This window comes from Streptomyces sp. NPDC037421 (genome assembly GCF_055602105.1).
Genome location: NZ_JBVJWV010000005.1, coordinates 160,604 through 187,469 on the forward strand (window position 1 = coordinate 160,604; position 26,866 = coordinate 187,469).

23 protein-coding genes and 1 tRNA gene are annotated in these 26,866 nt (G+C 72.5%); 9 read left to right on the forward strand and 15 right to left on the reverse strand.

Annotation, left to right across the window (positions count from 1 at the left end):
- Positions 1 to 297: 297 nt before the first annotated feature.
- Positions 298 to 876, reverse strand: coding sequence for a TetR/AcrR family transcriptional regulator (locus tag ACZ7IF_RS10025; RefSeq protein WP_470966770.1), 579 nt, complete (start codon positions 874 to 876; stop codon positions 298 to 300).
- Positions 877 to 1,125: 249 nt separating this feature from the next.
- Here ACZ7IF_RS10025 and ACZ7IF_RS10030 point away from each other — a divergent pair, with 249 nt between their 5' ends.
- A complete protein-coding gene (locus ACZ7IF_RS10030; protein WP_470965959.1) occupies positions 1,126 to 4,389 on the forward strand; it encodes a S41 family peptidase in 3,264 nt (1,087 codons plus the stop codon).
- Between the two features lie 189 nt (positions 4,390 to 4,578).
- Here ACZ7IF_RS10030 and ACZ7IF_RS10035 read toward each other — a convergent pair whose 3' ends face one another.
- The 4 genes from ACZ7IF_RS10035 to ACZ7IF_RS10050 all read right to left on the reverse strand — a co-directional run bounded on the left by ACZ7IF_RS10035 (position 4,579) and on the right by ACZ7IF_RS10050 (position 8,345).
- The gene (locus tag ACZ7IF_RS10035; RefSeq protein WP_470965963.1) at positions 4,579 to 4,761 is read right to left on the reverse strand and encodes a hypothetical protein; all 183 of its coding nucleotides are present in this window, start codon (positions 4,759 to 4,761) and stop codon (positions 4,579 to 4,581) included.
- 76 nt (positions 4,762 to 4,837) lie between these two features.
- Positions 4,838 to 5,722: an SDR family oxidoreductase gene (locus ACZ7IF_RS10040; RefSeq protein WP_470965969.1), complete on the reverse strand. Its 885-nt coding sequence runs from the start codon at positions 5,720 to 5,722 to the stop codon at positions 4,838 to 4,840.
- A complete protein-coding gene (locus ACZ7IF_RS10045; RefSeq protein ID WP_470965973.1) occupies positions 5,719 to 6,708 on the reverse strand; it encodes an alpha/beta fold hydrolase in 990 nt (329 codons plus the stop codon). The genes ACZ7IF_RS10040 and ACZ7IF_RS10045 overlap by 4 nt, the downstream gene beginning before the upstream one ends.
- The gene (locus ACZ7IF_RS10050; protein WP_470965976.1) at positions 6,705 to 8,345 is read right to left on the reverse strand and encodes a flavin-containing monooxygenase; all 1,641 of its coding nucleotides are present in this window, start codon (positions 8,343 to 8,345) and stop codon (positions 6,705 to 6,707) included. Before ACZ7IF_RS10050 ends, ACZ7IF_RS10045 begins: the two co-directional genes overlap by 4 nt.
- 234 nt (positions 8,346 to 8,579) lie before the next feature.
- Between ACZ7IF_RS10050 and ACZ7IF_RS10055 the strand changes: the two genes are divergently transcribed.
- A complete protein-coding gene (locus tag ACZ7IF_RS10055; protein ID WP_470966774.1) occupies positions 8,580 to 9,299 on the forward strand; it encodes a MerR family transcriptional regulator in 720 nt (239 codons plus the stop codon).
- Between the two features lie 19 nt (positions 9,300 to 9,318).
- Here the strand turns inward: ACZ7IF_RS10055 and ACZ7IF_RS10060 are convergent, their stop codons facing one another.
- A complete protein-coding gene (locus ACZ7IF_RS10060; protein ID WP_470965980.1) occupies positions 9,319 to 10,122 on the reverse strand; it encodes an exodeoxyribonuclease III in 804 nt (267 codons plus the stop codon).
- A 38-nt stretch (positions 10,123 to 10,160) separates the two neighbouring features.
- Between ACZ7IF_RS10060 and ACZ7IF_RS10065 the strand changes: the two genes are divergently transcribed.
- Positions 10,161 to 10,664, forward strand: a complete 504-nt coding sequence (locus ACZ7IF_RS10065) for a GNAT family N-acetyltransferase (RefSeq protein ID WP_470965984.1) — start codon at positions 10,161 to 10,163, stop codon at positions 10,662 to 10,664.
- Positions 10,665 to 10,688: 24 nt separating this feature from the next.
- Here the strand turns inward: ACZ7IF_RS10065 and ACZ7IF_RS10070 are convergent, their stop codons facing one another.
- From ACZ7IF_RS10070 to galU, 8 genes are all read right to left on the reverse strand, one after another.
- Complete coding sequence (locus tag ACZ7IF_RS10070; RefSeq protein ID WP_470965988.1) at positions 10,689 to 12,005, reverse strand: CoA transferase; 1,317 nt, start codon at positions 12,003 to 12,005, stop codon at positions 10,689 to 10,691.
- A 153-nt stretch (positions 12,006 to 12,158) separates the two neighbouring features.
- Positions 12,159 to 12,232, reverse strand: a tRNA-Ala gene (locus ACZ7IF_RS10075).
- A 78-nt stretch (positions 12,233 to 12,310) separates the two neighbouring features.
- Positions 12,311 to 13,336: a divisome protein SepX/GlpR gene (sepX, locus tag ACZ7IF_RS10080; protein ID WP_470965993.1), complete on the reverse strand. Its 1,026-nt coding sequence runs from the start codon at positions 13,334 to 13,336 to the stop codon at positions 12,311 to 12,313.
- A gap of 154 nt (positions 13,337 to 13,490) precedes the next feature.
- A complete protein-coding gene (locus ACZ7IF_RS10085) occupies positions 13,491 to 14,111 on the reverse strand; it encodes a GNAT family N-acetyltransferase (protein ID WP_470965996.1) in 621 nt (206 codons plus the stop codon).
- A 17-nt stretch (positions 14,112 to 14,128) separates the two neighbouring features.
- A complete protein-coding gene (locus ACZ7IF_RS10090; RefSeq protein ID WP_470966781.1) occupies positions 14,129 to 14,668 on the reverse strand; it encodes a MogA/MoaB family molybdenum cofactor biosynthesis protein in 540 nt (179 codons plus the stop codon).
- A gap of 50 nt (positions 14,669 to 14,718) precedes the next feature.
- A complete protein-coding gene (gene moaC, locus ACZ7IF_RS10095; protein WP_470966002.1) occupies positions 14,719 to 15,198 on the reverse strand; it encodes a cyclic pyranopterin monophosphate synthase MoaC in 480 nt (159 codons plus the stop codon).
- 80 nt (positions 15,199 to 15,278) lie between these two features.
- Entirely contained in the window at positions 15,279 to 16,619 is a 1,341-nt protein-coding gene (gene glp, locus ACZ7IF_RS10100; RefSeq protein WP_470966008.1) for a molybdotransferase-like divisome protein Glp, read from the reverse strand.
- A 4-nt stretch (positions 16,620 to 16,623) separates the two neighbouring features.
- On the reverse strand, positions 16,624 to 17,526 hold the full coding sequence (gene galU, locus ACZ7IF_RS10105) for a UTP--glucose-1-phosphate uridylyltransferase GalU (protein WP_470966013.1): 903 nt from the start codon (positions 17,524 to 17,526) through the stop codon (positions 16,624 to 16,626).
- Positions 17,527 to 17,620: 94 nt separating this feature from the next.
- Here galU and ACZ7IF_RS10110 point away from each other — a divergent pair, with 94 nt between their 5' ends.
- On the forward strand, positions 17,621 to 18,247 hold the full coding sequence (locus ACZ7IF_RS10110; RefSeq protein WP_470966018.1) for a 5-formyltetrahydrofolate cyclo-ligase: 627 nt from the start codon (positions 17,621 to 17,623) through the stop codon (positions 18,245 to 18,247).
- A gap of 42 nt (positions 18,248 to 18,289) precedes the next feature.
- Here the strand turns inward: ACZ7IF_RS10110 and ACZ7IF_RS10115 are convergent, their stop codons facing one another.
- A complete protein-coding gene (locus tag ACZ7IF_RS10115) occupies positions 18,290 to 21,187 on the reverse strand; it encodes a penicillin acylase family protein (RefSeq protein WP_470966022.1) in 2,898 nt (965 codons plus the stop codon).
- A 281-nt stretch (positions 21,188 to 21,468) separates the two neighbouring features.
- Here ACZ7IF_RS10115 and ACZ7IF_RS10120 point away from each other — a divergent pair, with 281 nt between their 5' ends.
- From ACZ7IF_RS10120 to ACZ7IF_RS10140, 5 genes are all read left to right on the forward strand, one after another.
- Positions 21,469 to 22,929, forward strand: a complete 1,461-nt coding sequence (locus ACZ7IF_RS10120; RefSeq protein WP_470966026.1) for a potassium/proton antiporter — start codon at positions 21,469 to 21,471, stop codon at positions 22,927 to 22,929.
- A 415-nt stretch (positions 22,930 to 23,344) separates the two neighbouring features.
- Entirely contained in the window at positions 23,345 to 24,655 is a 1,311-nt protein-coding gene (locus ACZ7IF_RS10125; RefSeq protein WP_470966031.1) for an MFS transporter, read from the forward strand.
- Positions 24,656 to 24,722: 67 nt separating this feature from the next.
- Positions 24,723 to 25,034 (forward strand): FmdB family zinc ribbon protein, encoded by a 312-nt coding sequence (locus ACZ7IF_RS10130; RefSeq protein ID WP_470966036.1) that lies wholly within the window; start codon positions 24,723 to 24,725, stop codon positions 25,032 to 25,034.
- A gap of 86 nt (positions 25,035 to 25,120) precedes the next feature.
- Entirely contained in the window at positions 25,121 to 25,954 is an 834-nt protein-coding gene (locus ACZ7IF_RS10135; RefSeq protein ID WP_470966039.1) for an S-methyl-5'-thioadenosine phosphorylase, read from the forward strand.
- A 275-nt stretch (positions 25,955 to 26,229) separates the two neighbouring features.
- Positions 26,230 to 26,787 (forward strand): carboxymuconolactone decarboxylase family protein, encoded by a 558-nt coding sequence (locus tag ACZ7IF_RS10140; RefSeq protein ID WP_470966044.1) that lies wholly within the window; start codon positions 26,230 to 26,232, stop codon positions 26,785 to 26,787.
- The last annotated feature ends 79 nt before the right edge of the window (positions 26,788 to 26,866 follow it).

Sequence of the window (26,866 nt, forward strand, 5' to 3'; positions counted from 1 at the left end):
TCCCCCCCCCCCCCCACCCCCACCCCCCCCACCCCCCCCCCCCCCCCCCCGCCCCCCCCCCCCCCCCCCCCCCCCCCCCCCGCGCCCGAGCCGGTAGAGGAAGGTGGCCACGTCGTGGTTCTCCCGTTTCAGGTCGTGGGATGGATCCGGGACGGATCAGGGCGTGGAAAGCCGGCCCGACGACGAGAGCGGCGTGTCAGGAGCAGCAGGAAGGACGTTCTGTACTTCTGGGGAGCTGTACTTCGCGCGGTCGTGCGGCCGGGGATCCGGCCCCGGGCGAAGTACCCGGGCGGGACGTCAGACGCCGAGGGCGGGGAAGACCACGGCGTCGATGAACTGGCCGAGGAAGGCCCGGTCGACGGACCGGTCCTCGATCAGCGGTAGTGCGATGAACGCCCCGATGAGCATGTGCGGCACGAAGTCCAGGGCCGGGCAGTCCGGCCGGATCTCGCCCCGCTCGACGGCGCGCTGCAGCATCACCTGGAGACCGTTGATCTCCGGGTCGACCAGCAGGTCTCGCAGCGCCCGGTGCAGCTCCGGGCTCTCGTGGACGGCATGGGCCAGGCCCCGCATCAGCGCGGTGTCCTTGGCCATCTGCGCGTCGTCGGAGCACTCGACCATCATCGCGAAGTCCCCGCGCAGGGTGCCCGTGTCGATCTCCCGCAGAGAGACCGGCTGGGTGCATCGCAGGGCCTTGGCGACCAGCTCCGGCTTGCTCCCCCACTGGCGGTAGAGGGTGGCCTTGCTGGACTTCGTACGGGCGGCGACGGCGTCCATGGTCAGCGCCTCGTAGCCGACCTCGCGCAGGAGGTCGAGGACCGCCCCGTGGAGTTCGGCTTCCCGTTCGGGGGTGATCCGGCTGCGACGGGCCGACATGACGTCGGTCACCCGGCAACTCGCCTTCATCGCGACCTCCTCCGAACGAAACGGTTCCGTACTCTTCAGAGCCTACCCCCACAACTAACGAAACGAAACCGTTCCGTTTCGATAGCGGCGTGGCGTGGGTCACGCCACGGGTCACGCCCGCGCCGTCACCCCACGGGCACCCCGCACGTCACCCGCCCGGGTGCCGCTTGGTCACCTGTACGAGTTGCCGGGCCCCGTCGGCACGGAAAGCATTGGGGGGTGAGTCACGACGTCGCGTACCTCCGCTTCCCGCACCTCCACGACGAACTGCTGTGTTTCGCCACCGAAGACGACCTCTGGGTCGCCCCCCTGGTCCCCGAGGGCCACACGCCCGGCCGGGCCTGGCGCATCACCGTCGACCGCACCCGGGTCGGCCACCCGCGCTTCTCCCCCGACGGCCGGCACATCGCCTTCACCACCTGGCGCAGCCTCGACCCGGAGATCCACCTCGCCCCCGTCGACGGCGGCCCCGCCCGCCGGCTCAGCCACTGGGGCTCCACCGACACCCGGGTCTGCGGCTGGGACCCGGACGGCAACATCCTGGCCGTCTCCTCGCACGGGCAGCCCTTCTCCTACTACTCCTGGGCGTACAAGCTGCCCACCGACGGCAGCCCCGGCGGCCGCCTCCCCTGGGGCCCGGTCTCCGACATCCAGGTCGCCGACACCGGCGGCGAGCACCGCAGCCTGCTGCTGACCGGCAAGCCCCCGCACGAGCCCGCCGCCTGGAAGCGGTACCGGGGCGGCGCCACCGGCCGGCTCTGGCTGCACGGGCAGCGGCTCCTGGAGGACATCGAGGGACACCTCGAATCGCCGATGTTCGTCGACGGCCGGATCGCCTTCCTCTCCGACCACGAGGGCATCGGCAACCTCTACTCCTGCCTGCCCGACGGCACCGGCCTGCGCCGCCACACCGACCACGACGAGTTCTACGCCCGGCACGCCTCCAGCGACGGCTCCCGCGTGGTCTACCAGTGCGCGGGCGACATCTGGCTCGTGGACTCCCTCGCCGAGGGGGCCTCGCCGCGCAAGCTGCAGGTCCGCCTCGGCGGCCCGCGCGCGGGGCGGCGTACGTACCAGGTCCCGGCCGCGAGCAACGTCGACTCGCTGTCCGTGGACACCACCGGCCGGGCCAGCGCCGTCGTCGTACGCGGCAGCCTGTACTGGCTCACCCACCGCGACGGGCCGGCCCGCACCATCGCCGACACCCCCGGCGTACGGGTACGGCTGCCCGAGATGCTCGGCAGCGGCGGGCAGGTCGCGTACGTCACCGACGCCGAGGGCGAGGACGCGATCGAGATCGCCTACCTGCCGCGCGCCTCCGGCGACCGCGAGCCCCGCCGGCTGGCCTCGGGCGAGCTGGGCCGCGTCACGGAACTGCTGTCCGACCCCGACGGGGAGCGGCTCGCCATCGCCTCCAACGACGGGCGGCTGCTGCTGCTCGACGCGACGGAGGAGTCCAACGGCGAGGTCACCGAGCTCATCCGGTCCATCAACGGACCCGTCACCGACCTCGCCTTCTCCCCCGACGGCTGCTGGCTGACCTGGTCGCACCCCGGCATCGGACGCTCCCTGCGGCAGATCAAGATGGCGAAGATCTCCGGTCCCGGCGCGCGCGTCATCGTCGACGTCACCAACGGCCGCTTCGAAGACGAGAACCCGGTTTTCACGCGGGACGGCCGTTACCTCGCCTTCCTGTCCTGGCGCGGCTTCGACCCGGTGTACGACGTGCACACCGGCGACCTGTCCTTCCCGCTGGGCTGCCGCCCCTACCTGGTGCCGCTCTCCTCGGCCACCCCCTCCCCCTTCGCCTTCTCCCCCGACGGCCGGCCCGCGGCGGGCGGGCTCGACCCGGTCGAGAGCGAGTCCGGCGAGGGCGACGGCACCGTCACGGTGGAGGTGGAGGGCCTGGAGAACCGGGTCACGCCCTTCCCCGTCTCCGCGTCGAAGTACTCGGCCCTCTACCCGGTCCACGGCGGCGGACTGGTCTGGCTGCGCTGGCCGATCTCGGGCGCTCTCGGCGAGACCTTCGCCAACCCGGCCGACACCAGCGGCAAGCCGACGCTGGAACACTTCGACATGACCAAGGCCCGCAAGACCGAACTGGCGTCGGGACTGGACTGGTTCGCGGTCAGCGGCGACGGCACCCGGCTCGTCGTCAACGACGACGGTGACCTCCGCGCCGTGCCGGCCACCGAATCGGGTGACGGCGACTCCACCGTCTACCTCGACCTGCGGCGCATCCTGCACGAGGTGGACCCGGCGGCAGAGTGGCGCCAGGCCTTCGAGGAGGCCGGCCGGCTCATCCAGGCGTACTTCTGGGAGCCGAAGATGTGCGGCATCGACTGGGACGCGATCCTGCGCCAGTACCGCCCCCTCGTCGAACGCGTCGCCTCGCCGGACGAGTTCGCCGACCTGCTGCGCGAGGTGCTCGGCGAACTCGGCACCTCGCACGCCTACGTCTCCCCCGCCCGCCGCAACGAGGGGCCGCCCCACTACCAGCGGGCCATCGGGCTGCTCGGCGCCAACCTCGTGCACCGGGAGGAGGGCTGGGTGGTCAAGCGGATCCTGCCCGGCGAGTCCTCCGACTCCAAGGCCCGCTCCCCGCTCGCGGGCACCGGCATCCGCGAGGGCGCGGTCCTCACCCACGTCGACGGCCGGCCGGTGGACCCGGTCGCCGGCCCCTACCCGCTGCTGTCGGCGGCCGGCGGCACCACCGTCGAGCTCACCTTCCAGCCCGCCGAAGGCGAGGGCCGGGCGCGACGGGTCGCGGTCGTGCCGCTGATCGACGAGCGTCCGCTGCGCTACCAGGACTGGGTCTCCAAACGCCGCGCCGTGGTCCGCGAGGTCAGCGGAGGACGCTGCGGCTACCTGCACATCCCCGACATGGGCGGCTCGGGCTGGGCGCAGTTCAACCGCGACCTGCGCATGGAGATGTCCCGGCCCGCCCTGATCGTGGACGTACGCGGCAACGCGGGCGGGCACATCAGCGAACTGGTGGTGGAGAAGCTCACCCGTTCGATCCTCGGCTGGGACCTGACGCGCAACGCGCAGCCGGTCTCGTACGCGTCCAACGCGCCCCGCGGCCCGATCGTGGCGCTGGCCGACGAGGCGACCTCCTCCGACGGGGACATGATCACCGCCGCGTTCAAACTGCTGGGCCTGGGCCCGGTGGTGGGCCAGCGCACCTGGGGCGGGGTGGTCGGGATGACCGGCCGGCACACCCTGGGCGACGGGACGGTGATCACCGTGCCGATGAACGCCGCCTGGTTCCCGGAGTACGGCTGGTCGGTGGAGAACCACGGCGTGGAGCCGGACCTCGCGATCCTGCGCACCCCGCTCGACTGGGCGGAGGGGCGGCACGCCCAGCTGGACGACGCCGTGAACCTGGCGCTGGAGCTGCTGGAACAGGACCCGGCGGCCGTGCCGCCCGGCTACACCGACGTACCGGACCGCCGGCGTCCGAAGCTGCCGCCGCGGGAGTAGGCGCACGCGGAACGCACGGTGTACGCGGAACGCTGTGTACGCGGAACGCGGAAGGGGCGCGATCCGGACCTCCTCGGTGCGGATCGCGCCCCTCGGCGCTGTGTGCAACGGCGCCGTGTGCGTCGGCGCCGGGTGTGCCGGTGTGCCAGGGCCTGGTAGCAGTCAGGCCCTGAGGTTCGTTCCCGGACCTCAGGTCCGGTCGTCGAGCTCGTCCTTGATGTCGTCGAGCGGCTTGGACTTCGAGCTCGTGTCCTTCTTCTGCTTCGCCTTCGAGGTGCGCTCGGACATCTCGTCCTTGGCGCCCTGCCTGGCCTGCTCCGCCCGTTCCTTGATCTCGTTGGCCTTGTCCTGGAACTGGTCCTTGATACCCATGCTTCTCACTCCGTACGGGGTGTCGGTGGTTGGGCCTCGACCAGACTGACACGGGGGGACAGAGCACGCATTTCGATCAGCGGTGCCCGGAACGCTCCTGTTCGTCGGCCGCCCCGCCGGCCCCGACGAGCCCCTTGGAGACCTCGGCGAGCCTCGGTTCGAAGCGCTTCATCTCGCGCTTCCCGGCCGCCGCGACGACCGCCGGCAGGTAGCCGCGGGCGCCCTGCATGCCGCGCAGCCACCACTGCGCGTACACGTGCGCCGAGCGCCGTTCGATACCGGCCACGATCCGGTCGACCGCCGGCCCCAGCGGGTAGGTGCGGTTCGAGGGCCACGGCAGCCGCCGGCGCAGTTCGCGCATGACCTCGTCCTGGTCGGCACCGCGCACCATGTCGGTGTCGGTCCAGGAGAGGTAGCCGACGCCGACCTTGACGCCCTTGTAGCCGACTTCGGCGCGCAGGCAGTGCGCGAAGGCCTCGACGCCGGACTTGGAGGCGCAGTACGCCGTCATCATCGGCGCCGGGGTGATCGCGGCGAGCGAGGCGATCTGGAGGAAGTAGCCGCGGCTCTCCATGAGTACGGGCAGGAAGGCGCGGGCGGTGACGGCCCCGCCGATCAGGTTGACCTCGATGACGCGGCGCCAGGCTTCGGGGTCGGAGTCCCCGAACGGACCGCCGGCGGCGACGCCCGCGTTGGCGACGACGATGTCGACTTTCCCGAAGCGCTCCTTGACCTCCCGCGCGACCCTGGCCATGGCCTCGTGGTCGGTGACGTCGGCGTGCCAGTGGTCGCTGTCCGTGTGCAGCCGCCCGGAGACCTCCTTGAGCGCCTCCGGCTCCAGGCCCACCAGCGCGATCCTGGCGCCGCGCGCGGACAGCTTGCGGGCGAGCAGTTCGCCGACCCCGCGGGCGGCGCCGGTGACCACGGCGACCTGGCCTTCCAGACTCCTGCGAGCGCTCACGCGGTCTTCTCCTTCTCTGCGGCGGATGCGGCGGATGCGGCGGATGCGGCGGACGGTTCGGATGCGGCGGACGGTTCGGAGGTGGCGCCGAGGTAGCGGCCCGTCAGCTCGCGCACGGCGCCGGTGACGGCCTCGGGGGCCTCGACGGGGGTCATGTGCCCCATGCCGGTGAGTTCGGTCAGGCCCACGCAGTGCGGCAGCGCCACCGCGAGCCGCCGGGCGTGCGCGACGGGGGTGAGCCGGTCGTCCCGGCCGGCGATGACGGCGGTCGGCACGGTCAGCCGGGCCAGCCCGGCGTCCAGGTCCAGCCCCGCCAGCACCTCGGACCAGGCGTGGCGCACCCCCGCCGGGCAGGCGTGCACGATGCGGGCGCAGGCCTCCACCCGGTCCGGCGCGGACCCGGGGCCCATGGTGGCGTACTTGAGCACCGCGCGGGCGACGGGCGTGACGGGCCCGAGGGGGGCGCGCGAGCCGAATACGGCGCGGGTCGTACGGGTCCTCGCGCGCCCGGCGCGCAGCGGCAGTACGGTCGCCTCCGCGACCAGCCGCGAGCTGCCGGTGCTGCACAGCAGGGCGGCCGCGGCGTGCTCGGCGAACTCGGGGCGGCCGGCGGCGGCCATGACGGTCATGCCGCCCATCGAGTGCCCTGCGATCACCGCCCGCTCCCCTGGGGCCAGGGTGGCCTCCAGCACGGCGGCCAGGTCGTCGGCGAGGGCGGTGGTGCTGTAGGCGGCGGCCGCCGGGCTGCGGCCGTGGCCGCGCTGGTCGTAGGCGACGACCCGGTGGTCGCGGGCCAGGTCGCGGATCTGCGCCGCCCAGAAGGCGGTGGAGCAGGTCCAGCCGTGGGAGAGCACGACGGCCGGGGCCCCTTCCGCGCCGTGCACCTCCACGTGCAGCCGGGACCCGTCGGCGGACACGGCGACCAGCTCGCGGGCCGCGGCCGGGGGCGCGTACCGCCCGGCGGTGACGTGCCCGGGCCGGCTCACGCGGCCCCCTCCCCGGCGGAAGCGGGGGCGGCGGCCGGGGCGGCGCTCGCCGGAGCGGCCGCGGCGGGGCCGGCCGCCGCGGCGGCGGGGGCCGGGACTCGGCCGCGCTCGCGGTCGCGGACGCGTACGACCTCGTACTCGGCCAGGTCGACCGTGCGCGTCTCGCGCCGGAACTCCCCGGTCGTCCCCGGCCAGACGGTGGTGTTGCGGCCCTGGGAGTCCAGGTACCAGCTGGTGCAGCCGCCGGTGTTCCACACCGTCCGCTCCATCCGCGCCTGGACGCGCCGGTTCCACTGGTTGACGGCGGAGGGCCGGGCCGCGAGGGCGGTGCGCCCTCCCAGCCTGCCGCCGTCGAGGAGGGAGAGCTGGCGCAGGTAGTCCGCCATGTAGTTCAGCTGGGACTCGATCATCAGGATCATCGAGCTGTTGCCGAGGCCGGTGTTCGGTCCGATGATCGTCATCCAGTTGGGGAAGCCCGCCGCGGTCGCCCCGCGCAGCGCCTGCATCCCGTCCTTCCACGCGTCCGCGAGGGTCTGCCCGTCGGCGCCCACCACCCGGTCGGCGATCGGCATGTCCGTGACGTGGAAGCCGGTGCCGAAGACGATCGCGTCCACCTCGGTCTCGGTCCCGTCGGCGGCGACGAGCACCGAGCCCCTGATCTCCTTGAGCCCCGAGGCGACCACGTCCACGTCGGGCCGGGCCAGCGCCGGGTAGTACTCGCTGGAGAGCAGGATCCGCTTGCAGCCGATCCGGTACGAGGGCGTGAGCCTGGCCCGCAGCTCCGGGTCCTTGATGGAGCGCGCCATATTGGCCTTGGCCAGGGATTCGATCAGCCCGAGCTGGTTCGGCCGCTTGGTGAACGCGCTGACCTGGAGTTCGCGAATCCCCCACAGCAGTCCGCGGCGGGCCGACTGGGTGAAGGGCAGCTGCCGGTGCAGCCAGCGCTCGGCGGTGCCGATGGCGCGGTCGGTGCGCGGCATGACCCACGGCGGGGTGCGCTGGAAGAGCGTCAGGTGCGCCGTCTTCGGCGCGATGGCCGGCACGATCTGGATCGCGGAGGCGCCCGTACCGATCACGGCGACGCGCTTGCCGCTCAGGTCGTAGTCGTGGTCCCAGCGGGCGGAGTGGAAGACCTTGCCGGGGAACTCGGCGAGCCCGGGGATCTCGGGCATCTTCGGGTCGGACAGCGGACCGGTCGCCGACACCACGACGTCGGCGGTCAGCTCGCCCGCCGAGGTCTCGATCTCCCAGCGCAGCTCCTGCGCGTCCCAGCGCATCATCAGGACCTCGTGGCCGAGCCTGATGTGCGGGCGCAGCCCGAAGGTGTCGGCGACGTGCTCCAGGTAGGCGCGGATGGCGGGCTGTCCGGAGAAGGTCCGCGGCCAGTCGGGGTTGGGGGCGAAGGAGAAGGAGTACAGGTGCGAGGGCACGTCGCAGGCGCACCCGGGATAGCTGTTGTCGCGCCAGGTGCCGCCGACGGAGCCGGCCCGTTCCAGTACGACGAAGTCGGTGATCCCCTCGCGCCGCAGCCGGACGGCCGCGCCGAGCCCGCCGAAGCCGGACCCGACCACCGCCACCCGTACGTGCTCGCGCGCGCCCTTGCCGACCTTCCTGCCCTTGCCGACCGTGCCGCCCATGCCCGCCGCCTTCCGCACCGCAATCCGAACCGCAACGTTGCCAGCAATCACTGGCACAATCGGGAGGGTAGAGCAGCTCCGTACCCATGGGTAGGGGTCGCGCCCGGAAAGTTACCGCGAGTACTCCCTGTGGACGCCCCGCGGACCGGGGCCCGGCATGATCCACAGGACACCCCCTAGGCTGCGGGTGTGGACAGACCGGCGACGAGAGGGGCGCGGCCCGCAGTGGAGCCCGTGGACCGCGAGTACCAGCGCGAGTACCGGACGGAGGAACTGGCCGAGGCGGCCGGCATCCCGGTGCGCACCCTGCGCTTCTACCGCGAGCGCAAGCTGCTCCCGCCGCCGCGCCGCGAGGGCCGCATCGCCTGGTACGACGAGCGGCACCTGGCCCGGCTGCGCACCATCGCCGCCCTGCTCGACCGCGGCCACACCCTCGGTGGCATCGCCGAGCTGACCGCCGCCTTCGAGAAGGGCCGCGACGTCGGCCAGCTCGGCGAGCTGCTCGGGATCGGCGGGTCGGAGGAGACCCCGGTCCGGCTCTCGCCCGAACTGCTGGCCGACTACTTCGAGGGCGAGGTCACCCCGGAGAACCTGGCGGCCGCGCTCGACCTCGGCTACGTCGCCACCGACGGCGAGGAGATCGTGCACGTCAGCCGGCGCCTGCTGGACGTCTCCTCGGCGCTGGTCCGCGAAGGCGTACCGCTGTCCGCGGTGCTGGAGACGGGCCGCCGGGTGCGCGAGCACGCGGACGCGCTGGCGGCGCTGTTCACCGGGCTGATCTCCGCCCACCTCGGGCGGGAGGCCGTCACGCGGCTGCGCCCGCTGGCCAAGAGCGTGGTCGAGGCGGAGCTGACGATGGCGATGGACCGCCTGCACCAGCAGCGCGCCCAGGCGCCCGAGCCCGAGCCCGAGCCCGGGCAGCCTCAGGACGCCCAGACCCCTCAGGCGCCGTAGCCGCCGTCGCCGTAGCCGCTCAGACGCCGAGCTCGTAGACCACCGTCACCGGCGCGTGGTCCGACCAGCGCTCGGGGTGCGTCTCGGCGCGTTCCACGAAGGCCTTCACGGCCTTCGCCGCCAGCCCGGGGCTCGCGACCTGGAGGTCGATGCGCCAGCCCGCGTCGTTGTCGAAGGCCCGGCCCCGGTAGGACCACCAGGAGTACGGCCCCTCCGCGTCCGGGTGCAGCCCGCGCACGACGTCGACGTAGCCGGCGTCCTCGTACACCTTCCCCAGCCACTCCCGCTCCTCGGGCAGGAAGCCCGCGTTCTTGCGGTTGGTCTTCCAGTTCTTGAGGTCGGCCTCCTGGTGGCAGATGTTCCAGTCGCCGCACACCACGACCTCGCGCCCGTCGGCGGCGGCCCGCGCCTTCAGCTCCCCGAGGTAGCCGAGGAACTCCTCCATGAACCGGTACTTCTCGTCCTGCTTCGCGGTGCCCGCCTCCCCGGAGGGCAGGTACAGGCTGGCGACGGTGACGCCGGGCAGGTCGACCTCGATGTAGCGCCCGCTCGCGTCGAACTCGTCACTCCCGAAGCCCACCCGCACCCGTTCGGGTTCCCGCCGCGTGTACAGCGCGACGCCGGCCCGGCCCTTGGCGGCGGCCGGCGCGAACACGGTGTGCCAGCCCTCGGGCTCCCTGGCCTCCGCCGGGATCTGCGCCTCCTCGGCGCGCACCTCCTGGAGGCACACGACGTCGGCGTCGGATCCGGCGAGCCACTCCACGAACCCCTTCTTGGCGGCGGCGCGGATCCCATTCACATTCACGGAGGTCACGGTGAGCATCCCTGCACCATAGCGGGATGGATCCGTACGATATTCGAATGTCTCACGGTATAAACATCCGCGCCGTGCCGTACGACCACCCGGACGCGGCGGCGCTCGACGCGCAGGTCCAGGTCGAGTACCGGCAGCGCTACGACGGCGAGGGCGACGCCACCTTCCTCGACCCCGCGATGTTCCTCCCGCCGAACGGCCTCTACCTGCTCGCCTACGACGCCGCCGGCACCCCGGTGGCCAGCGGCGCCTGGCGCGGCCAGGAGAAGAACGAAGAGGGCTACTCGGACGGCGACGCCGAGATCAAGCGCATGTACGTCGTCCCGCAGGCGCGCGGCCTGGGCCTGGCCCGCCGCATCCTGGCGGAGCTGGAGGCCGACGCCCTGGCGGCGGGCCGCAGCCGCATGGTCCTGGAGACCGGCGACAAGCAGCCGGAGGCCATCGCCCTCTACCTCTCGTCGGGCTACGGCCTGTCCGAGAAGTTCGGCTACTACCGCTTCTACGAGTCCAGCCGCTGCATGACGAAGCCGCTCCGGGCCGCCGGCTCCTGACCGCCCCGCGGGGCCGTCCCCCGGTCAGCGGCCGAGCCAGCCGGCTCCGTCCGCGCCCCACCGGGACGGCCCCCGCCCCCAGTCCCCGAAGGGGCTCGCGGCGTACCGCAGCACCCCGTACCCGGACTCCGCCTCGCGCAGCCACGGCTCCGGCGAGTACCCCGGCACCGCCGCCCCCGCCGCCGGAACCTCCCGCACCAGCCACGACGCCGTCCCGGCCAGGGAGAACCGCAGCGCGCTGCCGCCGCCCTCCGCCAGCGCCCGCAGCACGCCCGCGGCCACGAGGTACCCCGTCCCGTGGTCCAGCGCCTGCGCGGGCAGCACCCCCGGGGAGCCGTCCTCGCCCGCGCACCGCGCGGCGATCCCGTACCCCGCCTGCACCAGCGAGTCGAAGCCCCGGCGCCCCGCCCAGGGCCCGCTCCACCCCCACGCGCACAGCTGTGCCACCACCAGCCGCGGGAACCGCTCCAGCAGTTCCCCGGCGCCCAGCCCGAACCGCTCGAGCGCGCCCGGCCGGTACCCCGTCACCACCACGTCGGCGGTGCCGAGGAGCCGTTCCAGTACCTCCCGGTCCGCCGCGTCGCCGAGGTCCAGCAGTGCGGAGCGCTTCCCGAAGCCGGTGTCCGCGTGCGCGTCGTCCGCCTCGCGCAGTCCCGGGGAGTCGATCCGCAGCACGTCGGCGCCCAGCAGCCCCAGCGTCCGCGTCGCTACGGGGCCGGCGATGACCCGGGTCAGGTCCAGCACCCGCACCCCGGACGCGGGCAGCGCGCCCGGCCCCGGCGGCCGGCCGCGCCCCGGCCCCCGTACCCACTCCACCAGCGGCTGCGGCTCCCCGTACTCCCGCGCGACCGCGACGGCGAGCCCGCCCTCCGCGTAGACCGCCTCCTGCGCCTCGGCCGCGCTCCGCCCGGAGAGGGCCTCCCGCACCGCCTCCGGGGTCCCGGGCACGCCGAGCGCCCGTACCAGGGCCGCCTGGTGGTGCGGGTAGTTCGCGTGGGTCCGCACCCACCCGTCGGCCGCCCGCCAGAACCCGGACAGCGGCGCGAAGCTCACCGGCGCCCGGCCCTCCACCCGCAGGTGCCGCTCGCTGACGAACGCCGTGGCCACGGCCCCCTCGTCCACCACGACCGCGGCCGCGTCCAGCGCCGTGCCGCCGGCCCGTACGGCGGCCAGCTCGGCCGCCGCCAGCCCGCACACCCCGACGCAGGCCCGCGCCAACTCCCGTACCGGCAGCGGACCCTCCAGCCCGCTCGGCCCATGGAAGCCCACCCGTCCCGCCAATTCGCCTGCCCCGCCCAGCGCTTCCCACGCCTGCGCGACGGCCCCGTCCCCATTCACCATGCGGCCATTGTCGCGATGTCCGCCCGCCGCCCAACCGGCTGGGTCCCCGGCGGGTTTCGGCTACGACCCCGGAAACGCCGAGATCCCGCCCGGTCTTTCGACCGGACGGGATCTCGTGACGATTCCCGGTAGCTATCCGAGAACTGTCGTCTGTGGACCTGTGGGGATTTGAACCCCAGACCCCCTCGATGCGAACGAGGTGCGCTACCAGACTGCGCCACAGGCCCTTGCGACGTGTGAAACATTAGCATCCCCGCGCGGGTGCTCCAAAACGCGTTGTCCGGAAGGTCCGCGCAGGTCACCCGTCACTCGTTCGCGGCGCGCGGGCGGTCGTCGCTCTCGTACTGGTCGAAGAGCGGCGTGCGGCCGAGATCGCGGCCCCGGGGGCGGGGCGCGGCGGGCTGCGGGCCCGGGTCCGGCTTGGGTACGGCCGGCTGGGCGCGCAGGCGGGGGTCGGTCGGCTCGGCGGTGCTGGAGCGGGCCGCGCTCCAGCCGTCCGGGTTGACGGGGCCGGTGGCGCGGGGGGCGACCGGGGCCGTCACGTACGTCGGCAGCGGAACCGGTACCGGCTCCCAGCTGTCGCCGCGGGCCGGGCCGCGCTCGCGCTCGCGCTGCTGGTCCACCCACTCGGCGTGGTCGGTCTGCTCGACGAGCGCCCGGCGCCCGGCCTCCTGCGGGGAGACCGGCGGGGCGGGATCCGGTTGGGCGCCTGCACCGACGGCGGGCTCGGGCTGCTCGCGGTGGCGCTGGGAGCGGTTCTCGCGCAGGCTGCGGGCGGCCGCCTCGGCGCGCCGCCGGTCCATCGTGAACTCGTAGCGCCGCCGCTCCTGGACCCGCAGGTGCACGATGTAGGCGCTCAGCAGCAGGGCCGGGACGGCCGGGGCCCACAGGTAGCGGATCCCGCCGACGGCCGCGGCGACCGCGCCGCCGCTGAAGGCGAGGAAGAGGAGCGCCGTGGTGCGCCGACGGCGCGCGAGCACCTGGAGGCGCTGCTGCCGGCGGACCCGCTCCGCCTCGGCCGATCTCGGTTCGGCCCTGGTCGGGGACACGCCGACGGCCCGGGCGTCGGCGTCCACGGAATTAACCGTTTCCGTCGCCGCGTCCGGGTCCGCGTGGGGCTGGGCCTCCGCCTGATCGTCACCGCGCTCACGCAGCCCCTTGGCGTAACGGCGCTCCATTCCCGCCCGGCCGGAAAGCAGCCGGATGGCGGTGGAGAAGCGTTCCGTCGGACGCGCTTCGTTCAGCTCGTCCTGCCTCCGGAGCCACATGGGCACCAAGTAGGCGGCCCAGGCCCCGACAATGACTGCGTAGATGAGGCCGCTGCTGCTCACACCTCACACCGTAGAGGGGCGCGCCCGGGGGGATCAGCCAATTGGGCCGGTGTGTCGCACGATCCGGCTGATATCACCGACTTTTTTTGTGATTCTTCGGATCAGGTTATGGGCGAATCGGCCAGCAATTCGAACGCTTTTGCGATTACCTGCTTTACGGGGTGGGTGTCGGCGGCGGGCTTTCCCGCCTGCGCGTGCGGTGCCAGCGGCGCAGCAGCCCCTGCGGGACCTCCTCGGCCGTCAGCGCGAAGACCAGGTGGTCGCGCCACGCCCCGTCGATATGCAGGTAACGCGGCCGCAGCCCCTCCTCACGGAAGCCGAGCTTCTCCACGACACGGCGGCTGGGGCCGTTCTCGGGGCGGATGCACACCTCGATCCGGTGCAGCCCGACCTTCTGGAAGCAGTGGTCCACCGCGAGCGCGACCGCCGTCGGCATCACCCCGCGGCCGGCCACGTCCCGGTCCACCCAGTAGCCCACGTGGGCGGCGCACATCGAGCCCCAGGTGATCCCGGCGACCGTCAGCTGACCGACCAGCCGCCCCTGGTACTCGATGACGAAGGGCAGCATCCGGCCCGCGTTCGCCTCGGCCCGCAGATGGCGCACCATCTGCCGGTACGTCGGCCGGTGGATCACCGGCCCCCACGGCGCGGGCGGCGGGATCGTCGCCTCCCACGGCCGCAGCCAGTCGCGGTTGCGCTGGTTGACCTCGCGCCAGGCGCGCTGGTCCCGCAGCTTTATCGGCCGGAGCGTGACATCGCCGTCCGCCAGCACCACCGGCCAGGAGGGGCCGTTCAGCTCGGGCTCCCGGGCGCCGCGTCAGGTCTGGGGTGGTCGCCGCCCCGGAGCTGGTCGACGGCGTGGGGCAGGATCCGCGACAGCACGGCGAGGCCGTCCTTCACCCCGCCCGTGGAACCGGGCAGGTTCACGATCAGGGTGCGGCCGGCCACGCCCGCCAGGCCCCGCGACAGGGCGGCGGTGGGCACCTTGGCCAGGCCCTCCGCGCGGATGGCCTGCGGGATGCCCGGGACCTCGTAGTCCAGCACGCGGGCGGTGGCGTCCGGGGTCCGGTCGGTCGGCGAGATGCCGGTGCCGCCGGTGGTCAGGATGACGTCGTAGCCGCCGGCCACGCCCTCGCGCAGCGCCCGCTCGACGGGGTCGCCGTCCGGCACCACGCGCGGGCCGTCCACCGTGAAGCCGAGCTTCTCCAGCGCCTCGGCCAGCAGCGGGCCGCCCTTGTCGGCGTACACGCCCTGCGAGGCCCGGTTCGAGGCGGTGACGACCAGGGCGCGCCCCACCGGAGGCTGCGCGGCCGCGTCCGCCGACGCCGTCACCTGGCTGTGGGTGTGGCTGTGGCTGTGGACCTCGCCGCCGCGCGGGGGGGTCACGCGCGGGTCCAGTCGCCGGACTTTCCGCCGGTCTTCTCCTCCACCCGTACGTCGGTGATGACCGCGCCCTTGTCGACGGCCTTCACCATGTCGATGACGGTGAGGCCGGCGACGGCGACCGCGGTCAGCGCCTCCATCTCGACGCCCGTACGGTCGGCGGTCTTGACGGTGGCGAGGATCTCGACGGCGTCGTCGGCGACCTCCAGCTCCACCTTCACCCCGGAGACCGCCAGCGGGTGGCAGAGCGGGATCAGGTCGGGGGTCTTCTTGGCCCCCATGATCCCGGCGATCCGCGCGGTGGCGAGGGCGTCGCCCTTCGGCACGCCCTCGCCGCGCAGCAGCTCGATCACCCGCGGCGAAACGAGGACGCGTCCGCTGGCGCGCGCCGTCCTGGTGGTGACGTCCTTCTCGGACACGTCGACCATCCGGGCCGCGCCGGCCTCGTCGATGTGCGTCAGCCTGCTCTGCGTACTCATGTCTGCGTGCCGCTCCCGCTCCGGGCCCCCTGGAGCCTGGGGCCTGTGTGATGCAACACGCTACCCGCACTGGCCGCCGCTCAGCCGAGCAGGATCACTTCCAGCTCGGCCCCGGGCTCCACCGAGGTGACGTCCTCCGGTACGACCATCAGCGAGTCGGCGTGCGCGAGCGCGGCGATCAGGTGCGAGCCGGATCCGCCGACCGGGGTGACGGTGCCGGCCTCGGCGTCGTACTTGCCGCGCAGGAACTGGCGGCGGGCCGCCGGGGAGCCGAGCGGCTCGTCGGCCTTGAGCACGGCGCGCACGCTGGGCCGGGACACCTCGGACTCCGGCAGGCCCATGAGCGCCCGGATCGCGGGGCGCACGAACAGCTCGAAGGAGACGTACGAGGACACCGGGTTGCCGGGCAGGGCCAGCAGCGGGGTGTGGTCGGGGCCGACGGTCCCGAAGCCCTGCGGCTTGCCGGGCTGCATGGCGAGCTTGCGGAAGTCGACGCTGCCGGAGGGCTCGCCGCCGTCGCCGGAGCCGGCGGCGGTCAGGGCCTCCTTGACCACGTCGTACGCGCCGACGGAGACCCCGCCCGTCGTGACGAGCAGGTCGGCCCGGATCAGCTGGTCCTCAATGGTGGAGCGCAGGGTGTCGGCGTCGTCGGCGACCGCGCCGACGCGGTAGGCGATGGCGCCGGCGTCGCGCGCGGCGGCGGCCAGCGCGAAGCTGTTCGAGTCGTAGATCGTCCCGGCGGACAGCGCCTCACCCGGCTGTACCAGCTCGCTGCCGGTGGACATGACGACCACGCGCGGGCGCGGCCGGACCCGTACGGTGCCGCGTCCGATCGCCGCCAGCAGCGCGATCTGCGGCGGGCCGAGGACGGTGCCGGCGGCGAGCGCCAGGTCGCCGGCCTGTACGTCGCTGCCGCGCGAGCGGACGTGCGCCCGGGCCTCCGCCGCGCGGTGGACGCGTACCTCGCCGGCCGCGCCCTCGGGGGCGGCGCTGGCCGGGGTCATACCGGCGGCTGCGCCGCCGCCCGTGCCGCCGTCGGTCCACTCGACCGGTACGACGGCTTCCGCGCCGGGCGGCAGCGGGGCTCCGGTCATGATGCGGGCGGCCTGGCCGGGGCCGACGGTGGGCAGCTCGCCGCTGCCCGCCGCCACGTCGCCGATGACGGCGAGCACCGCGGGGAACTCCTCGCTCGCACCCTGGACGTCGGCCGTGCGGACGGCGTACCCGTCCATCGAGCTGTTGTCGAAGGGCGGCAGGGCGACGGGCACGGTGACGTCCTCGACCAGGACACAGCCCTGGGCGTCCAGCAGCTGGAGCTCGATGGGCTCCAGCGGCCGGACGGCGGCGAGTACGTCCGCGAGGTGCTCGTCCACCGACCACAGACGGTGCCGGCCGGTGTCCTGCGGTGCGGAACTGCTCAAGGTGCTACATCTCCTCCGTGACGTAACGGTGAAGCCAGGTGCGGAACTCCGGGCCCAGGTCCTCACGTTCGCACGCGAGTCGGACGATGGCCCGCAGGTAGTCACCCCGGTCCCCGGTGTCGTAGCGGCGGCCGCGGAAGACCACGCCGTGCACCGGGCCGCCCACGCTCTCGTCGGCGGCCAGCTTCTGCAGGGCGTCGGTGAGCTGGATCTCCCCACCGCGGCCCGGCTCGGTCTCCCGCAGTATGCCGAAGATCGCCGGGTGGAGGACATAGCGTCCGATGACCGCGTAGTTGCTGGGCGCCTCGGCGGGCTCCGGCTTCTCGACGAGTCCGGTGATCCGGACGACGCCGTCCTCGCCGGTCGGCTCGACGGCGGCGCAGCCGTAGAGGTGCACGCTGGACGGGTCGACCTCCATCAGCGCGATGACGGTGCCGCCGGTGCGCGCGTGGACGTCGACCATCTGCCGCAGCAGCGGGTCGCGCGGGTCGATCAGGTCGTCGCCGAGGAGGACGGCAAAGGGCTCGTCGCCCACGTGCGGCTCCGCGCACAGGACGGCGTGGCCGAGGCCGCGCGGGTCGCCCTGGCGGACGTAATGCATGGTGGCCAGGTCGCTCGACTCCTGGACCTTCTTCAGCCGGTCGTCGTCACCCTTGGCGATCAGAGCCGATTCGAGCTCGTAGTTCCGGTCGAAGTGGTCCTCCAGGGCCCGCTTGTTACGGCCGGTGATCATGAGTACGTCGTCCAGGCCGGCCGAGACGGCCTCCTCGACGACGTACTGGATGGCCGGCTTGTCCACGACCGGGAGCATTTCCTTGGGGGTCGCCTTGGTCGCCGGGAGGAACCGAGTGCCGAGCCCCGCAGCCGGGATGACGGCTTTCTTGATCACTGGGTGCGACTGAGTCATGGGCAGAACGATAGTGGGTCACACCGGAGGCCCAGCGAGGTTCCGATGAATATGCCCGACTTGATCCATATGTGAAAGGAATTGTGACGAGACCGTGGTAGAGAACCCGCCCGGGAACCACCCCTTCGTACCCGAAAAGGCCCCCCTGCGCCGGGACCTCCTCGCCGCCCGCCGCGCCCTGTCCCCCGAGGCCCGCCACGCGGCGGCCCGTGCGCTCTCCCGCTCCGCCCTGACCCTGCCCGAACTGGCCGGCGCGCACACGGTCGCCGCGTACGTCTCCGTCGGCGCCGAACCGGGCACCCGCGAGCTGCTCGACGCACTGCGGGCCGCCGGCAAGCGGGTGCTGCTGCCCCTGCTGCTGCCCGACAACGACCTGGACTGGGCCGCGTACGAGGGCCCGGACAGCCTCGCCGAGGCCGCGCACCCGGGGAAGATGCGGCTGCTGGAGCCCTCCGGCGCACCGCTCGGCCCGGAGGCCGTGACCGGCGTCGACGCCGTGCTGCTGCCCGGGCTCGCGGTGGACGGGCGCGGGATGCGGCTCGGCCGCGGCGGGGGCTCGTACGACCGGGTGCTCGCGCGGCTGGAGCGGGCCGGCGCGCATCCCGCGCTGGTGGTGCTCCTGTACGACGAAGAGGTGGTCGCGCGGGTCCCGGAGGAACCGCACGACCACCCCGTCCAGGCGGTGGCCACCCCGTCGGGGGTGGTGCGCTTTACCGTGTGATCAGCCGGTCGTCCGGCGTCACGGTCACGGTCACGGTCGCGGTCACGGCTTGAGCGTCAGGGTGTCCACTGTCGACTTGTCGACGGCGCCCTTCCCGAAGGGCCACTCCAGCAGTTCGCCCTTGGCCCACAACGCCGTCTGGTCCGTGTACGTGCCGGCGTACGCGTGCCCCGAGGCGCCGGTCAGGTTGATCCAGCGGGACTTGTCCAGGTCGCCGAGGTTGACGACCATCCGCATCGACGGCACCCAGGTGACCTCGTAGCCGCTGGAGGCGTTCCAGCCGGTCGCGTTGACGGTGGCCTCGCCGCCGCCCACGTTCCACGGGCCGCGGTTGAGGAGCCACTGCATGAAGCCCGGGCCCTCCTTGCCGATCGTCTGGTTCTTCAGCGTCAGCTGGTGCAGCCGGCCCCAGCTCCAGGTCGACTGGTCCTTGCCGAGCTTGGCGGTCAGCTCCCAGCGGGCGTCCTCCATGGCCCGGGCGAAGAGCTCGTCACGGGTCTTGATCGGCTTGTCGTGGACGGTCTTCGGGGTGGCGGTCCACCACGGCGACTTCTCGTCCTTGACCAGCCGGCGGACCACCTCGAACCAGCGGTCGCCGCCGTCCGGCTGCGCCGAGTCGGGGCCGCGCGTACCGCACTCGCGGACCGTCTTGGTGAGGTCGTCGTTCGGGCCGGTGCTCTCCTCGCTGACGTTCATGCAGCTGCCCTCGACCCGCAGCTCCTTCGGCATCTTGTCACCGAAGGACAGCTTGAGGATGTTGCGCCAGACCGCGTTGAAGTACGCGGCCGCAGCGGAGTCGGGCTCCTGCGTGTAGTTCCAGCCTTCGAGCAGCTTCTGCGCCGAGCGCACGTCCGGGTCCGAGACCTGGATCTTGGCCAGCATCGGGGTCAGCAGCGCGGCGATCTCGCTGCTGTTGTCCATCTGCATGGTGCGCATGTCATCGGTGGAGATCTTGCCGTTGTCCTTGGTCTTCGCCTCGATGAGGTCGTTGATCCGCTGGCTCCGGGCGCCGTAGCCCCAGTCCGTGGTCAGGACGTACGGGTACTTGCCGGTGCCGGTGCCGGTGCCGGACTCGGTGACGGCCTGGTTGGCGGTGACGATGTAGCCGCGCGCCGGGTTCAGCTCCCAGGGCATCTCGTTCTGCGGGATGTAGCCGGCGTTGCCGTCCCGGCCGCCCTTCCACGCGTACTTGGGGTCCCAGCCGGGCGCCGGCAGGCGGCCGTCGCCCTGGTTGCGGACCGGGATGCGGCCCGGGGCCTGGTAGCCGATGTTGCCGTTCGCACCCTTGTTGTCGGCATAGATCAGGTTCTGCGAGGGGACCTCGAAGTCGGCCGCCGCTGCGCGGAAGCTGTTGAAGTCCTTGGCGCGGTTGAGCTTGAACACCGCGTCCATCGACTTGCCCGGGTCCAGAGCGGTCCAGCGCAGGGCGACGGCGTAGCCGTTGCCGCGGTCGGGGGCCGAGCTGGGAACGGGGGCGCGGGAGCCGACGGTCTCCAGCTCGTCGCTGCGGTCGGAGATCAACGGTCCGTTGTTGGTGGTGCGGACGGTGATCTTCTTGCTCTTGCCGCCCGCGACCTTGATCTCCTCTTCACGCGTGGCGAAGGGGACGACCTTGTTGTCGTAGACGTAGCCCTCGGGACGGACCTGCTCCAGGTAGAGGTCGGTCACGTCGGCGCCGAGGTTGGTCATGCCCCAGGCGATGTCGGCGTTGTGGCCGATGACCACGCCGGGCATGCCGGAGAAGGTGTAGCCGGCCACGTCGTACTGGCACTGGGGCGAGGCGGCGCGGCAGTGCAGGCCCATCTGGTACCAGACCGAGGGCAGCTGCGGGGACAGGTGCGGGTCGTTCGCGAGCAGCGGCTTGCCGGTGGTCGTGTGCTGGCCCGAGACGACCCAGGAGTTCGATCCGATGCCGCTGCCGTTGGGGCCGAGGATGGCCGGGATCTCGTCCAGGGTCTTGGCGAGGGAGCCGAGCTGCGTGCGCAGGCCGACGGTCGCGCCCTGGGCGGTGGCGTTGTCGGCGAGGCCGGTGGCGTTGCCCGTGCCCCCGTTGGGGGTGGCCTGCGAGCCGGCGCCGGGGGTGGTGCTCGCGCCGGTGCCGGTGCCCGTGCCCTGGGTGGTGCCGTTTCCGGTGCCCGTGCCCTTGCCGGTACCGGAAGAGCCGGCGCCGGCGGTGCCCTGGGGCGCGTACTTGCCGCCGGCGACGGTGCCGCCCTCGACGATCGGCTTGTTCCGGTCGAAGGGGTACGGCGGGTAGAGCTCGTCGATCTGCGCCTGCGAGAGCTTGTTCGTCATCAGCGAGCGGTCGATCTCGTCCTGCATGTTGCCGCGCAGGTCCCAGGCCATCGCCTTGAGCCAGGCCACCGAGTCCACCGGTGTCCACTGCTCCGGCTTGTAGTCGTCGGTCAGCTTGAGGGCGGCGTGCTCGACGGAGAGGTCCTTGCCGGACTTCCCCTTCAGGTACGCGTTGACCCCGTCGGCGTAGGCCTGGAGGTACTTCTTCGTCTCCGGCGAGAGCTTCTTGTCGTACTCCTCCTGCGCCACGTGGCGCCAGCCGAGGGTGCGCAGGAAGGCGTCGGTCTCGACCTGGCCGGAGCCGAACATCTCCGACAGCCGGCCGGAGGTCATGTGGCGCCGGACGTCCATCTCCCAGAACCGGTCCTGGGCGTGCACGAAGCCCTGGGCGCGGAAGAGGTCCTCGTCGTTGTCGGCGTAGAGCTGCGGAATGCCGTGCTCGTCGCGCTTCACATCGACCGTCCCGGTCAGGCCTGGGACCTTGAGGGAGCCGGTCGTCTGCGGGAAGGAGGCGCGCACGGTGTCCACGCTCCAGTACGCGCCGTAGCCGAGGCCCGCCAAGAGCGCCAGGACCATGACGAGCACGAGCAGGCGTGCGCGTCGTCCCTTCTTCTTGACGGAAGGTCCGGATTCATTGGCGGGCATCGCTGTCCTTAGAGGGGCAGGGTGGTCCTGGGATTGCTGGGAGCAACCATAGGCGCAGGACCGCCTTCGTTGATCCGCCAGGGGTCGAGGTCCGTAGGACAGGCGGGAAACGACGTTTCACAATGTGGTTATCGCGTAAAGAGTCCGTCAAAGATTAGGTAAGGTAACGAAGTACTTGCCGAATGCGCCGCCGGAGGAACGATCCACCAGGCACGCTCTGAGGAAAGGGCCGCCCGCTGACTGTCCACACGCTCAATGAGCTCCTGCTGGTCTGTTCGCTCGTGCTGCTCGTCGCCGTGGCGGCGGTGCGCATCTCCTCACGCAGCGGCCTCCCCAGCCTGCTCATCTACCTCGGCATAGGCATCGCGATAGGCCAGGACGGCATAGGCAACGTCGTGTTCGACAACGCCGAGCTGACGCAGGTCATCGGTTACGCGGCGCTCGTCGTCATCCTTGCCGAGGGCGGTCTGGGCACCAAGTGGAAAGAGATCAAGCCCGCGCTGCCGGCGGCGGTGGTCCTGTCGCTGGTCGGCGTCGCGGTCAGCGTGGGTGTCACGGCGGCGGGCGCGCACTACCTGGTGGGGCTGGAGTGGCGCCAGGCGCTGCTGATCGGCGCGGTCGTCTCCTCGACCGACGCGGCGGCCGTCTTCTCCGTACTGCGCAAGGTTCCGCTGCCGTCGCGGGTGACGGGCGTGCTGGAGGCCGAGTCCGGCTTCAACGACGCCCCCGTCGTGATCCTGGTGGTCGCCTTCGCGGCGGTCGGACCGGTGGACGAGTGGTACGTGCTGCTCGGCAAGATCGCGCTTGAGCTGGCGATCGGCGCCGCGATCGGCCTGGCGGTGGGCTTCCTGGGGGCGTACGGGCTGCGGCACGTGGCACTGCCCGCCTCCGGCCTGTATCCGATCGCGGTGATGGCGATCGCCGTGACCGCGTACGCGGCCGGCGCGATGGCGCACGGCTCCGGATTCCTCGCGGTGTACCTGGCGGCGATGGTGCTGGGGAACGCGAAGCTGCCGCACTGGCCGGCCACGCGCGGGTTCGCGGACGGGCTCGGCTGGATCGCCCAGATCGGCATGTTCGTGCTGCTGGGCCTGCTGGTCACCCCGCACGAGCTGGTGAACGACTTCTGGCCCGCGGTGATCATCGGACTGGTGCTGACCATGGTGGCGCGGCCGCTGGAGGTCTTCGTCAGCCTGCTGCCCTTCCGCATCCCCTGGCAGGAGCAGGCCCTGATGTCGTGGGCCGGCCTGCGCGGCGCCGTGCCCATCATCCTGGCGACGATCCCGCTGGTGACCGGGATCGAGGGCAGCGACCGGGTCTTCAACATCGTCTTCGTGCTCGTGGTCGTCTACACGCTGGTGCAGGGGCCGACCCTGCCGTGGCTGGCGCGCGAGCTGAACCTGCGCGACACCGACGAGGCGGCCGCCGACCTCGGGATCGAGTCGGCGCCGCTGGAGAAGCTGCGCGGGCACCTGCTGTCCTTCGCGATCCCGCCCGCCTCGCGGATGCACGGTGTGGAGGTCGGCGAGCTGCGGCTGCCGGCGGGCGCGTCGGTGACGCTGGTGGTCCGGGACGCGAAGAGCTTCGTGCCGGCGCCGTCGACCGTGCTGCGGCGCGGGGACGAGCTCCTGGTCGTGGCCACGGATCCGGTGCGGGACGCGGCGGAGGCCCGGCTGCGGGCGGTGGCGCGCGGCGGCAAGCTGGCGGGGTGGCTGGGGACCGGTGGCGGAACGTCACTCTAGGTGACGGAGGGTGCCCGGAACACCGCCCGGATGATCGTTTTCGGTTAGAGCGGCGTTCTAATTCGGCCATTTTCGCTGGCTTGTGACCGGGCTTGCACCCATTTCACGGGGCGCGGAATGCAAAGTTCCAGTTAATCGCAGGTGAAGACATGCCTTGTCACCGTAATCACAGGGCGTGGTAGTGGATTCCCCTGTACGATGAAGGCACACCACATCGAACCAACTCTGCCTGACGCAGAGCTGGCGCGACCGCAAAGCGGCCGTGGCTCCCTCCCGCAGTGGGCGCCCAGGTATCACTCGGTTCTGCGCAAGAGGACAGCTCTCGGGGCTCCCACATGTACGGGTGCGGTCGCTCACAAGGCGGCCCGCCGTCCGCAGACGGGGACGCTCTACCAGGCAGCGGAAAGGCCAGGCCGTGACATCCGCGGTCACGACCGACAAGTCCGCCCGACCCGGCTACGGGCAGCTGCTGCGCACACCCGGCGCCCTCTCCTTCGTCCTCCCCGGCTTCGCCGCCCGTCTGCCGTTCGGCATGCTGACGATCAGCATCCTGCTGCTCGTCCAGCACGCCACCGGCTCCTACGGCGACGCGGGGATCGTCGCCGCCGTCACCGGCGTCTCCATGGCCCTCTTCGCGCCGGTCATGGGCAAGTTCACCGACCGCCGCGGCCAGAGCGCCGTCCTCGTGCCGGTCGTCCTCGTCCACGCCGCCGCGGTCTCCGCTCTGACCGCGCTGGCACTCCTCGGCGCCCCGCTGTGGGCGCTGGCGCTGGCCGCCGTCCCGGCCGGCGCCTCCGTCCCGCAGGTCGGCCCGATGGTCCGGTCCCGCTGGGCGGCCAAGCTGGAGGGCTCCCCGCTGCTGCCGACGGCCGCCGCGTTCGAGTCCGTCACCGACGAGTTCACCTTCGTCGTCGGCCCGGTGCTCGCCACCGCGCTGTGCACCGGCGTCCACCCGGCCGCCGGTCTGGCGACCGAGGCGGCCCTGACCCTGCTCGGCGGCCTGTTCTTCGCCGCGCAGCGCGCCACCGAGCCGCAGGTCGCCCCGCTCTCGGCGGCCGACGGCAAGCACCAGTCCGCGCTGTCCTTCCCGGGCCTGCGCGTCCTGATCGTCGCCTTCATCGGCATCGGCGCCGTCTTCGGCGGCATGCAGGTCTCGCTCGCCGCCTTCTCCAACGAGATCGGCAACCCGGGCGCCAACGGCCTGCTGTACGGCATCTTCGCGGCCGGCAACATGGTCGCCGGCATCACGATGGGCGCCGTCGCCTGGAAGATCGGCCCGCGCCGCCGCCTGATCCTGGGCTACATCGGCCTGACCGCCGCCGCCTCGGTGCTGTGGGCCGCGCACTCGATGGTCCTGCTGGGCGCGCTCGGCCTGGTCGTCGGGCTGTGCATCGCCCCCGCACTGATCACCGGCTACACGATGATCGAGCAGCTGGTCCCGGCCGCCTCGCGGACCGAGGCCTTCACCTGGCTGACCGGAGCGGTCGCCTTCGGGCAGGCCGCCGCCGTGACCCTGGCCGGCCGTCTGACGGACGCGCACGGGTCCTCGTACGGCTTCCTGGTCCCGCTGGTGGCCACGGCCCTCGCCCTGGTCACGCTGGTGGCGCTGCGCGCGAAGCTGGCGCCGAAGGCCCCGAGCAGGATCGTGAACTCGTCCGCGCCGGCCGCCCGCAACGCGGCGAACGAGCGTGGGATCGGTCACCGCACGCCTGTGACGGTGGACTGATCCGCCGGAATACGTCACCATGGAGCGTCGTTAGCACTCATTGAGTCAGAGTGCCAGGAGGAAATTCGTGCCGACCTACCAGTACCAGTGCACCGAGTGCGGTGAGGGCCTTGAGGCCGTGCAGAAGTTCACCGATGAGGCACTGACCGTGTGCCCGAGCTGCGACGGACGCCTGAAGAAGGTGTTCTCCGCGGTCGGCATCGTCTTCAAGGGCTCCGGTTTCTACCGGAACGACAGCCGTGGCGCCTCGTCGAGCAGCACCCCTGCCTCGAAGTCGTCCTCGTCGTCCACGACGACGTCGGCCGCTGCCGCCGCCCCTGCCTCTTCGACCTCCTCGGCGACTTCGAGCACGGGCAGCAGCTCCACCTCGGCCGCCTGATCCCGTAGTACGTCTTCCGCTTTCCGCAAGGCCCCGCCGCCCTCTTGGGCGGCGGGGCCTTGTGCGTCCCCCGTTAGGGTGAGGCCATGGTGAACGCAGAGATCGGTGTAATCGGCGGGTCGGGCTTCTACTCCTTCCTCGAGGACGTCTCCGAGATCCAGGTGGAGACGCCGTACGGGCCCCCGAGCGACTCCCTGTACGTGGGTGAGCTGGCCGGACGCCAGGTGGCGTTCCTGCCGCGGCACGGGCGCAGCCACACCGTGCCGCCACACAAGATCAACTACCGGGCCAACCTGTGGGCGCTGCGCTCGGTCGGCGTCCGCCAGGTGCTGGGGCCCTGCGCGGTCGGCGGCCTGCGGGCGGAGTACGGGCCCGGCACGCTGCTGGTGCCGGACCAGCTGGTCGACCGTACGAAGTCCCGCGTGCAGACCTTCTTCGACGGTGAGCCGCTGCCGGACGGGACCGTACCGAACGTCGTGCACACCACCTTCGCCGACCCGTACTGCCCGGTCGGCCGGTCGGTGGCGCTCGCGGCGGCTCGGGGGCGGGAGTGGGAGCCGGTGGACGGCGGCACCATGGTCGTCATCGAGGGGCCGCGGTTCTCGACGCGGGCGGAGTCGCGGTGGCACGCGGCGGCCGGCTGGTCGGTGGTCGGCATGACCGGGCACCCGGAGGCGGTGCTCGCCCGCGAGCTGGGGCTCTGCTACACCTCGATGGCCCTGGTCACGGACCTGGACGCGGGCGCCGAGACGGGTGAGGGCGTGTCCCACACGGAGGTCCTCAAGGTGTTCGGCGAGAACGTCGGCCGACTGCGCGAGGTCCTCTTCGACGCGGTGGCGGCGCTGCCGCCGACCGAAGCCCGCGACTGCCTGTGCACCCACGTCCACGACGGCTGGGACCTGGGCATCGAACTGCCTTAGCAGCGACTGAGGGCCGGTGGAGCCCTTGCCCGGCGCCTCCGCGCCGCCTCCCGCGCTCTCCCGGCCCCTCCCGCCGGCCCGTGACGGGCCGGCGGGGCGGCCCTGGGCGCCGTTCCGGCCGCCTGCCGGGGTACGAGCACCGCGGGGCGACCGCCCAGCGACCGCCCGGCGACCGCCCGGCGAGAAAACTTCCCGGGCGGTGTCACATTCCGCGGGGCTGTCCTGTCTCCATGGCGAAGGGGTCACCGGGACCCCCGAGCCGGAAGAGGCCAGTCATGCCGCGCATCTCGCTCACCCCGCCCCGCACCCTGCTCATGCGCATCGGCGCCTGGTACTCGCGCCGCACCTACGGCAAGGTGCTGGACCCGGGTAAGGCCTACGGGCACAACTCGCGCGTGCTGTTCTCGTACGTGCGCATGGAGCAGCAGGCGGCGAAGTGGAACAAGCTCGATGCCGGCCTCAAGCACCTGGCCGTAATGGCTTCGGCCGCGCGTATCAACTGCTCGTGGTGCATGGACTTCGGCTACTGGGAGGGCCACGAGAAGGGGCTCTCGCCGGAGAAGATCGAGCGGGTGCCGCAGTGGCGGGAGTCGCGCGAGGTCTTCACCGAGCTGGAGCTGCTGGTCATGGAGTACGCCGAGGCGATGACCGAGACCGAGCCGTCGGTCACGGACGAACTGGCCGCCGAGCTGATCGCCCGGCTCGGCGAGGCGGCGTTCGTCGAGCTCACCGCCATGGTCGCGCTGGAGAACTGGCGCTCGCGCGTCAACAGCGCGTTCGGCCTGACCAGCCAGGGCTTCTCGGAGGCCTGCCAGGTACCGGCCGGGCGCTGACACCTGAGGGTGACGGCGTTGTCCACAGCCTGGGGATTGTCCACAGGCCGGAGCGGGCCCTGGCGGGGAGGCGGATCGT

Bases quoted from the DNA above. Each gene is read 5' to 3' on its own strand.
- ACZ7IF_RS10025 (WP_470966770.1), bottom strand. From the start codon at position 876: ATGTCGGCCCGTCGCAGCCGGATCACCCCCGAACGGGAAGCCGAACTC.
- ACZ7IF_RS10035 (WP_470965963.1), bottom strand. From the start codon at position 4,761: ATGGGTATCAAGGACCAGTTCCAGGACAAGGCCAACGAGATCAAGGAA.
- ACZ7IF_RS10050 (WP_470965976.1), bottom strand. From the start codon at position 8,345: ATGGGCGGCACGGTCGGCAAGGGCAGGAAGGTCGGCAAGGGCGCGCGC.
- ACZ7IF_RS10060 (WP_470965980.1), bottom strand. From the start codon at position 10,122: ATGCTCACCGTGACCTCCGTGAATGTGAATGGGATCCGCGCCGCCGCC.
- ACZ7IF_RS10065 (WP_470965984.1), top strand. From the start codon at position 10,161: ATGTCTCACGGTATAAACATCCGCGCCGTGCCGTACGACCACCCGGAC.
- ACZ7IF_RS10070 (WP_470965988.1), bottom strand. From the start codon at position 12,005: ATGGTGAATGGGGACGGGGCCGTCGCGCAGGCGTGGGAAGCGCTGGGC.
- moaC (WP_470966002.1), bottom strand. From the start codon at position 15,198: ATGAGTACGCAGAGCAGGCTGACGCACATCGACGAGGCCGGCGCGGCC.
- galU (WP_470966013.1), bottom strand. From the start codon at position 17,526: ATGACTCAGTCGCACCCAGTGATCAAGAAAGCCGTCATCCCGGCTGCG.
- ACZ7IF_RS10115 (WP_470966022.1), bottom strand. From the start codon at position 21,187: ATGCCCGCCAATGAATCCGGACCTTCCGTCAAGAAGAAGGGACGACGC.
- ACZ7IF_RS10135 (WP_470966039.1), top strand. From the start codon at position 25,121: ATGGTGAACGCAGAGATCGGTGTAATCGGCGGGTCGGGCTTCTACTCC.
- ACZ7IF_RS10140 (WP_470966044.1), top strand. From the start codon at position 26,230: ATGCCGCGCATCTCGCTCACCCCGCCCCGCACCCTGCTCATGCGCATC.